Genomic DNA, 972 nt, shown 5'->3' with positions numbered 1-972 from the left:
CCCTCGCTGCTCGTGATGGCGGAGGCGCTGCGCCGGCTGGACCGGCCGATGTGGCAGATCCAGGCGCTGGAGGCGGTGGTGGAGCGCGCGCCGGAGGACGCGAAGCACCGCGAGGCGCTGGCCGCCGCGCGCCGCGCCGCCGGCCTGCTGGTGCGCCAGGTGCGGACGGAGCCGGATGCCGAGCCGGCGCGGGCCTGCCTCGCCTTCACCTCGGCCCCGGCGCGGCGGACCGACTGGCAGCCGGGCGACTGGATCCGCGCGGAGCCCGCCGTGCCGGGCATGGCGGTGACGAAGGAGGGCGACCAGATCTGCGTTGCCGGGCTGCCCTGGGGGCGCAGCACGCGCCTGATCCTGCGCGCGGGGATGCCGGGCGAGGACGGGCTGCGCGTGATGCGCGACGCGACGCTGAACGTCGCCATGCCGAACCGCGCGCCGCGCATCGTCTTCGACAGCCGCGGCTTCATCCTGCCGCGCGGGCAGCAGCCGCGGCTGACGGTGGCGACGGTCAACGTCACGCAGATGACGCTGCGCGTGACGCGCATCACCGAGCGTAACCTGGTGAACCTGACGCGCGACTGGCGGCCGGGCGAGCAGATGGAAAGCTGGCTGGCCGGCGGCTTGGCCGAGGATATGGGCCGCGTGGTCTGGGAAGGCCGCGTCGAGATGCCGGCCGCCGAGCCGAACCGGCTGGTGCGCAACGCGCTGCCGCTGCCGGAGGCGCTGCTGACCGCCGGCCCCGGCATGTACGTGCTGCTGGCGCGGCCGGGCGACGGATCGCGCAGCCGCTTCCAGGCGGAATCGGCGGTCGCGGTGCTGGTGACCGATCTCGGCGTCACCGCCTGGCGCGGCCCGGGCGGGCTGGCGGCGCAGGTCCGCGGCTTCTCGGACGCCGCGGTGCGGCCCGGCGCGCGCGTGGCGCTGCTGGCGCGCAGCAACGACATCCTGGGCGAGGCGGTGGCGGATGCGCAGGGC

The 972-nt window shown here is 76.4% G+C and carries 1 protein-coding gene; it reads left to right on the top strand.

What is annotated here, in order from left to right; all coding sequences use genetic code 11:
• Window positions 1–972: hypothetical protein (locus OZN99_RS32420; protein ID WP_456299927.1), on the top strand; the 972-nt coding region annotated here is incomplete at both ends.

Origin of the sequence: Falsiroseomonas oryzae (genome assembly GCF_027856955.1) — a bacterium.
Taxonomy (GTDB): Bacteria; Pseudomonadota; Alphaproteobacteria; order Acetobacterales; family Acetobacteraceae; genus Falsiroseomonas; species Falsiroseomonas oryzae.
The sequence above is the reverse complement of the archived record's forward strand: the minus strand, read 5'-3'. Positions and strand labels throughout refer to the sequence as shown.